This window comes from Saccharopolyspora antibiotica (genome assembly GCF_047200635.1).
Lineage (GTDB): Bacteria > Actinomycetota > Actinomycetes > Mycobacteriales > Pseudonocardiaceae > Saccharopolyspora_C.
This window is the reverse complement of the sequence record NZ_JBJZOI010000052.1, coordinates 1-662: the sequence shown is the minus strand read 5'-3', so window position 1 is coordinate 662 and position 662 is coordinate 1. Positions and strand designations below refer to the sequence as shown.

1 pseudogene is annotated in these 662 nt (G+C 68.9%); it reads left to right on the top strand.

Annotation, left to right across the window (positions count from 1 at the left end):
* Positions 1–74: 74 nt before the first annotated feature.
* Positions 75–662 (top strand): annotated as a pseudogene (locus ACL03H_RS23850) (hypothetical protein); the annotation flags it as partial.

The following is a 662-nucleotide window of genomic DNA, read 5'->3' as shown; positions in this document are numbered from 1 at the left end:
AGGGTTTCGAGCTGGTGTCGCCGATCTTGCGGCCGGGTGCGGAGCCGGGTACGTGGCGTGGTGTCGGTGAGTTGATGGAGTTGTTGCGTCGGCACGAGGCCACCGCGGAGAACACCGGTGGGCACGTGAACGTGAGCTTCGTCGAGCAGTTGACGCCTGCTGAGCACGTGCGGTTGGCGCGGTTGCAGAAGGCGTTCGAGTCGGTGTTGTACCGGTTGGGCAATCACCCGGGCAGCACCAAGCAGCGGCTGATGATGATGGTCGGTCCGGGGCCCCTCCCGGCCGACCCGTCCCGCGTTCCGACCGCCACCGAGGTCGGCGGTCTCAACCGGGACAAGGCGGAGGGGCTCAGCTTCCGCCACATCGAGGGTGCGGCCACCGATCGGCACGAGTTCCGGTTCTGGGCTGGGACGTTGGACGCGGGGGAGACGCAGGCGCACGCGGAGCTGAGCGCGGCGATGGTGCTGGCTGCGCGGGACGCGAGCATCGATCCGGTGCTGGACGCGTTGATGGTGGAGCCGATGCTGCTGGGTCGTTCCCCGGCGGGGTTGGCGGAGCTGACCGATCTGCTGGCGTTGCTGCCGTTGAGCCCGGAGGGTCGGGAGCAGGCCGTCGAGCTGTTCTCCGCGACCCGGGAGTGGGAGAACACCGGCAGCAACGAC